Below are 6,569 nucleotides of genomic sequence, written 5' to 3' on the forward strand. Positions count from 1 at the left end.
CCTCAGGACCGAACTTTACATTTTCTTAGGCAAAAATTGGATCGCTGGCACCGTACAGCGCCTTGATGGTTTCCCGCAGCCAGAGGATTTTCGGATTATGGCTGTTCCGTTTATGCCAGATCAGCGTGAAGGGAACGGTAAGCTTTTCAGCCTGCGCTTCGTCAATGGGAATGGGCAGCGCGATCAGCTTCCGCTGGTGGAGTTGATTGTAGTGATGGCAGTAGTGCGGAGCGGTGGCGATATAGTTATGGCCGGGCTGGGCCGCCATAAACATCGACTGCTCAAAGCCCGGCACGCTCATGGCAATGTTTCTCTCCCGACCCATCTCCTTTAGCACTTCGTCCAGTGCCCAGGTGTCGCTGCGTTCCCAGAAGATGCTGATGTGCGGGTAGCGCAGGAAGGTCTCGAGGTTCCATTCATCCTGTAGCGCGGGGTGATCCTCACGCAGATACACGCACGGACAGTCGCTGAACAGGATCTCATAGTCGATGAACCACGGCATTAGCTTCAGCAATTCACGCGAGCGCGGGTGCGTTTCGCGTCCGGTGAATCCCAGATCCACCTCTCCACGCGTAATGGCGTCCAGCGAGTCGTAATCCCAGTGACGCATCTTCACCGTAGCCTGCGGATAGCGCTGGTTCACCTGCTCCAGCAGGGCGTTAAAGCGGATCAGCATCAACGGCGTTTCGGCGGCCAGCACGAACGTTAGCCCGCCCGGGGAATCATGGTGGAATTTATCGAGGATCTGGTTGCCGATTTGCATCCAGTCAGCCAGATCCTGCTCCAGGCTTACCGTCAGCGGGGTCGGCAGCAGCCCCAACGGCGTTTTGACAAACAGCGGGTCGTCAAACCAGTCACGCAGCTTGGCCAGCGATTTACTCACCGCAGACGGCGTCACGTTCATCCGTTTCGCCGCTTTGGTGACGCTGCGCTCCTGCAGCAAAAGCTGCAGGCACAGCAACAGGTTAAGATCGAGACTGCTGATGGGCTTCTTCATAATGCGCCGCGGGCTGGATGACCATAAGTAAGGTGATGCACAGTATGCTACAGCCAATCAGAACCCCGATCAGCATATTCAGCGCGTTAAGCCCGATGACCGCCGCCAGCCAAATCCACAGCGACGAGCCGCAGACCTGCGCAATTCCCAGCACCGAGCTTGCCACGCCTGCCCGCAGCGAGAAGGGACCAAGCGCCTGACTCATCGCCACGCCAAAGCCAACCGAGAACCCGGCGCAAATGAGGGTAATGCCGGCCAGCATTACCGCATGCGAGCTGGCGGTTGCCAGGATCGCGCCTGCCGTGAGGAATAAAACCTGTGAGGTCAGCATCAACGTACGCTGGCTAAAAACATTTAGCGCAAACGGGGTAGAAAACGACACTGCCATACTGACCATGGCGGTTAATGCCATCACCGTTGAATACTCACCCCGATCGAAGCCCATGGTTTCCATCAGTAAAACCGGGGAAACGTTTACATAGGTCAGGATCACCGCCACGCTTAACGTGGTCACGGCCAGACGACTGAGAAAAAAGCGGTTAAGCAGCTTCTCGGCTGGGTGAATGGCTGCGGTATGACTGGTATTCTGCGAGCCCGGGTGGGTCTCTTTCAGCACGGCGATGGACAGGACAAACACCAGCGCGCCCATCGCCGCCATGGTCCAGAACAGGCTCTGCCACGGGAATTTCAGCATGATCAGATATCCCACGACCGGGGCCAGCACCGGGATGATGCAGGTAATGCCGTTCAGCATCGACAGCACCTTAGCGCGACGCTGGGCGCTTAAGGTGTCGCGCAAAATGGCAAAAGCGACGACGTAGCAGCCACCGGCTCCAATGCCCTGAATAAACCGTCCGGCCAGGAACAAGGTGCTGTTTTGCGCCTGTGAGCAGAGAAGAGAGGCCAGGGCAAAAATGATGGCGCCGGTTATGGCGACGGGCTGACGGCCTGCCTTATCCGCAATCTTCCCGGCAAAGACCATCGACGATGCCATCCCCGCGAGGTAGGCCGAAAACGCGATATGCAGCTGCGCTTCGCTGGCGCCCAGATCGCGGGCGATGTGCGGCAATCCCACCAGATACATATCAATGCCGGACGGATAAAGCAGAACTAATGCGAAACTACAAAACAGAAAACGCGCCATAACCCCCCCATAGATGCAGGCATGCAGGATAGGGGGTGAAAAGAGATTAGGCGAGTTGCCATTTGGACAATGGTGATTTCCCAAGAGGAAATCACCATCAGTGATCGGGCCTTACTTACCGATACAGAAGCTCGAGAAAATTCGTCCCAGCAGATCGTCCGACGTAAACTCCCCGGTGATCTCACTCAGATTCTGCTGCGCCAGACGCAGCTCTTCCGCCAGCAGTTCGCCCGCCCACGCGCCGATCAGCTGCGCTTTACCCTGAACAAGGTGGTTTGCCGCCTCTTCCAGCGCCTGCAGGTGACGACGACGCGCGAGGAAACCGCCTTCCATGCTGGTGTCAAAGCCCATGCTCTGCTTGAGATGGTTGCGCAGGTCGTCAACGCCTTCACCGGTACGCGCCGACAGGCGAATCAGTGAGTGACCATTCACATCGCTGATGCCCAGCGTTTCGCCGGTCACGTCCGCTTTGTTACGCACCACGGTGATCGGCAGTTTCGCCGGCAGACGGGCGATAAAGTCCGGCCAGATCTCTGCCGGGTCAACGGCGTCGGTCGTGGTGCCGTCCACCATAAACAGCACGCGGTCAGCCTGTTCGATCTCCTGCCAGGCGCGTTCGATACCGATGCGTTCAACTTCGTCGCTGGCATCGCGCAGGCCCGCTGTGTCGATAATATGCAGCGGCATCCCGTCGATGTGGATATGCTCGCGCAGCACGTCGCGGGTGGTGCCGGCAATGTCGGTGACGATCGCCGCTTCACGGCCCGCCAGGGCGTTCAGCAGGCTCGATTTCCCGGCGTTAGGACGTCCGGCGATAACGACCTTCATCCCTTCACGCAGCAGGCTTCCCTGGCGCGCTTCGGCGCGCACGGCGTCGAGATCGTTCATTACCTGGTTGAGCTGCGCTTCGATTTTACCGTCAGAGAGGAAGTCGATCTCCTCATCCGGGAAGTCGATAGCCGCTTCCACGTAGATCCGCAGGTGAGTAAGTGCTTCCACAAGGTGATTTACGCGGGCGGAGAATGCCCCCTGCAGCGAGTTCAGAGCGGAGCGGGCCGCCTGTTCAGAACTGGCGTCGATCAGGTCTGCAATCGCTTCTGCCTGCGCCAGGTCGAGCTTGTCGTTGAGGAAGGCACGCTCGGAGAACTCGCCCGGTTTCGCAATGCGCAGGCCAGGCAGGGTCAGGATACGTTTTAACAGCAGGTCGAGGATAACCGGGCCGCCGTGGCCCTGCAGCTCCAGCACGTCTTCGCCGGTGAAGGAGTTCGGGCCGGGGAACCACAGCGCAATGCCTTGGTCCAGCGGCGTGCCGTCGGTATCTTTAAACGGCAGGTAATCAGCGTAGCGCGGCTTTGGCAGTTTACCCAGCACCGCTTCGGCCACCTCGCGCGCCTTCAGGCCGGAGATGCGCAGAATGCCTACACCACCGCGTCCCGGTGGGGTTGCCTGGGCGACGATAGTGTCGTTATGGCTCATGGTTGGTCTCGTTCAATACAAATAAAAAAGGCGGTCAATCGACCGCCCTTATTTTAGCGTTAACTTACCGAATCAGGACTTTTTCTTTTCGCGGCTATGCAGGCCACGTTTTTCCAGACCACGATAAATCAGCTGCTGCTGGATGATGGTCACCAGGTTGCTGACGATATAGTACAGCACCAGACCTGACGGGAACCACAGGAAGAACACGGTGAAGATGACCGGCATAAAGGTCATGATCTTCTGCTGCATCGGGTCGGTCACGGTGGTCGGCGACATCTTCTGGATGAAGAACATCGTCACGCCCATCAGGATCGGCAGGATGTAGTACGGGTCCTGTGCGGACAGGTCATGGATCCACAGTGCGAACGGCGCATGGCGCAGCTCAACGGAACCCATCAGCATGTAGTACAGCGCAAGGAAGATTGGCATCTGAATCAGCAGCGGGAAGCAACCACCCAGTGGGTTGACTTTCTCTGCTTTATACAGGGCCATCATTTCCTGGCTCTGACGCTGTTTGTCATCGCCCAGACGCTCACGCATCGCCGCAATCTTCGGCTGCAGCATACGCATCTTCGCCATGGAGGTGTACTGCGCTTTAGTCAGCGGGTACATGATGCCACGAACGATGAAGGTGATAACGATGATGGAGAAGCCCCAGTTACCCAGGAAGCTGTGGATGAACTTCAGCAGCTTAAACAGCGGCTGAGAGATGAACCACAACCAACCGTAATCAACGGTCAGATCCAGGTGCGGCGCAACAGCGGCCATTTTGTCCTGAATTTCCGGGCCGACCCACAGGGTGCTTGCCATCTTACCGGTTTGACCCGGCTGAACCAGAACCGGCTGAGATTTGTAGCCGATGGCTGCAAGACCGTTACCCAGATTCGCGGTATAGAAGTTATTCGTACCGTCGTTGTTTGGGATCCAGGCCGTTGCGAAATACTGTTGCAGCATCGCAACCCAACCGCCTTTGGAACTAACGTTCAGGTTTTCGTTATCGGCAATGGTGTCAAATTTGTATTTCTCATACTTCGCGTCTGGCGTGGAGTACGCCGCGCCACGGAAGGTATGCAGCGCAAAGTTGCTGCTTCCGGTGTCACGGTGAGACGGCAGATTGATGGACTGCTTCAGCTGGCCAAAGGTCGACAGTTCCAGCGGTTTCGCACTGGCGTTCTGTACGCTGTAGCCCACGTTCACCGCATATTCACCGCGTTTCAGGGTGAAGGTTTTAGTGAAGGTGTTGCCTGCGGCGTCGGTGTACGTCATCGGGATCGCGAGTTCGTTCTGACCATCAGCCAGTACAAAGGTGTCGCTCTCGACGTTATACAGTGGACGCGCACCGTTAGCCGGGTTATCCGGGCCATCACGACCGGTCAGGCCGCTCTGCGCCTGGTAGATAAACTCAGGCGTGGTTTCCAGTAACTGGAACGGTTCGTTAGACTTCAGCTCTTTCGGGTAGGTCAACAGCAGCGCCTGCTCAACATCACCACCACGGGTGTTGATTGTCAGCTCAAGCACATCGGTCTTAACCGTAATCTGTTTCCCCTGGCCACTGGCCGGTACGCCCTGGTCGGCGGCGCTACCCGCTGCGGTGGTCGTAGTCTGCGTGGTCTGCTGCTGGGGTTGAGGATTTTTATCCTGCTCCCATGCCTGCCAGATCATGAAAGACACGAACAACAAAGCGATGATAAGAAGATTGCGTTGCGAATCCATCGTTAGTGTTCTCTGGTATCAAAGGGTCCTGGGGGGACGGGGTCGTCTCCACCGGGGTGTAAAGGGTGGCATTTTAATACGCGTTTCACCGTCAACCAACTGCCTTTTATCACTCCAAACCTGCGCAATGCCTCAATTCCGTAGCTTGAGCATGTTGGTGTGAAACGGCAGTGCGGCCCGAGTAGCGGACTAATCAGGCGTTGATAGACCCGAATGAGGGCTATCAGGACCCGTGAGCCAGGCGACAGTGGCGGCGCCATAATTTTTCCAACGCTTCCGAGAGAGCACGGTTATCGAGGTCGGCAACCCCTTTCTTCGCCACCACCACGAAATCCATTGAAGGCAGTTCGTGCTGACGTAAACGGAAGCTTTCACGCGTCAGACGTTTAATCCGATTGCGTTCATGCGCACGCTTAACATTTTTCTTGGCGACTGTGAGACCGATGCGGGGATGCCCCAGCGAATTTTGGCGGCCGAGGATGGTGATTTGCGGCGTGCCAGCCCGTAGTGGCTGCTGGAAGACGAAAGTGAAATGAGCGGGAGTTAACAAACGTAACTCCCTGGGAAATGCTAGCTTAACCACTCAGGGGTTAGCTTTATTACTTGGAAACGGTCAGACGAGCGCGGCCTTTAGCACGACGACGTGCCAGAACCTGACGACCATTTTTAGTAGCCATACGAGCACGGAAGCCGTGAGAACGGTTGCGCTTCAGTACAGACGGTTGAAAAGTGCGTTTCATGGCGATTTCTACCTAAACTTGAATAAATTCACTGACTTTTGCGTATACCCGAACGAGTTTCGAACGACTAACGCCTCAGCGTGGGTGATTAAAGAGGCCGGATTGTAATAATTGTACACTCCGGAGTCAATTCTCTTTCCTTATTTCCCGCGTATTTCCGCACGTTTTCGCGTGGAAAATGAGCAACGGACGACGCAGGAAGATGAGCATCACGCGCCGGGTCGAGGATTATACGGCCTCGCCAACAAAGCGCAAGGATCGTCCCGGATCTTCGTTAGATCATTTAAGCAATAAATTGTCTGTGCTCATTAATTTTTCCAATATGCGGACTAAATCGTGGGGCACTGGCGCCAGGATCGTTTACACTTATCCGGTTCCGGATCTTCCTGTGGATAAATCGGGAAGAATCTGTGAGAAACAGAAGATCTCTGGCTCAGTTTAGGCTATGATCCGCGGTCCCGATCGGGATCCAGCGATCCTGGCCGGGTATAACCGC

The 6,569-nt window shown here is 56.2% G+C and carries 7 protein-coding genes; all 7 read right to left on the minus strand.

The features are described from left to right. Positions 1 to 25: 25 nt before the first annotated feature. The 7 genes from yidZ to rpmH all read right to left on the minus strand — a co-directional run bounded on the left by yidZ (position 26) and on the right by rpmH (position 6,073). Positions 26 to 997 carry an HTH-type transcriptional regulator YidZ gene (yidZ, locus tag FOY96_RS22185; RefSeq protein WP_143347737.1) on the minus strand — a complete coding sequence of 324 codons (972 nt, stop codon included), beginning with the start codon at positions 995 to 997 and terminating at the stop codon, positions 26 to 28. Continuing rightward, a complete protein-coding gene (locus tag FOY96_RS22190) occupies positions 966 to 2,141 on the minus strand; it encodes an MFS transporter (protein WP_143347738.1) in 1,176 nt (391 codons plus the stop codon). The genes yidZ and FOY96_RS22190 overlap by 32 nt, the downstream gene beginning before the upstream one ends. A gap of 111 nt (positions 2,142 to 2,252) precedes the next feature. After that, on the minus strand, positions 2,253 to 3,617 hold the full coding sequence (gene mnmE, locus FOY96_RS22195) for a tRNA uridine-5-carboxymethylaminomethyl(34) synthesis GTPase MnmE (RefSeq protein WP_023333930.1): 1,365 nt from the start codon (positions 3,615 to 3,617) through the stop codon (positions 2,253 to 2,255). 72 nt (positions 3,618 to 3,689) lie between these two features. Next, positions 3,690 to 5,333, minus strand: coding sequence for a membrane protein insertase YidC (gene yidC / locus FOY96_RS22200; RefSeq protein ID WP_033144356.1), 1,644 nt, complete (start codon positions 5,331 to 5,333; stop codon positions 3,690 to 3,692). 2 nt (positions 5,334 to 5,335) lie between these two features. Then, the gene (yidD, locus tag FOY96_RS22205) at positions 5,336 to 5,593 is read right to left on the minus strand and encodes a membrane protein insertion efficiency factor YidD (RefSeq protein ID WP_001307474.1); all 258 of its coding nucleotides are present in this window, start codon (positions 5,591 to 5,593) and stop codon (positions 5,336 to 5,338) included. Further along, positions 5,557 to 5,916 (minus strand): ribonuclease P protein component, encoded by a 360-nt coding sequence (gene rnpA / locus FOY96_RS22210; protein WP_032640303.1) that lies wholly within the window; start codon positions 5,914 to 5,916, stop codon positions 5,557 to 5,559. The genes yidD and rnpA overlap by 37 nt, the downstream gene beginning before the upstream one ends. A 16-nt stretch (positions 5,917 to 5,932) precedes the next feature. Further along, positions 5,933 to 6,073 carry a 50S ribosomal protein L34 gene (rpmH, locus tag FOY96_RS22215; RefSeq protein ID WP_000831330.1) on the minus strand — a complete coding sequence of 47 codons (141 nt, stop codon included), beginning with the start codon at positions 6,071 to 6,073 and terminating at the stop codon, positions 5,933 to 5,935. Positions 6,074 to 6,569 lie beyond the last annotated feature (496 nt).

The organism is Enterobacter asburiae, assembly GCF_007035645.1.
In the GTDB taxonomy this organism is placed as follows: Bacteria; Pseudomonadota; Gammaproteobacteria; order Enterobacterales; family Enterobacteriaceae; genus Enterobacter; species Enterobacter asburiae_B.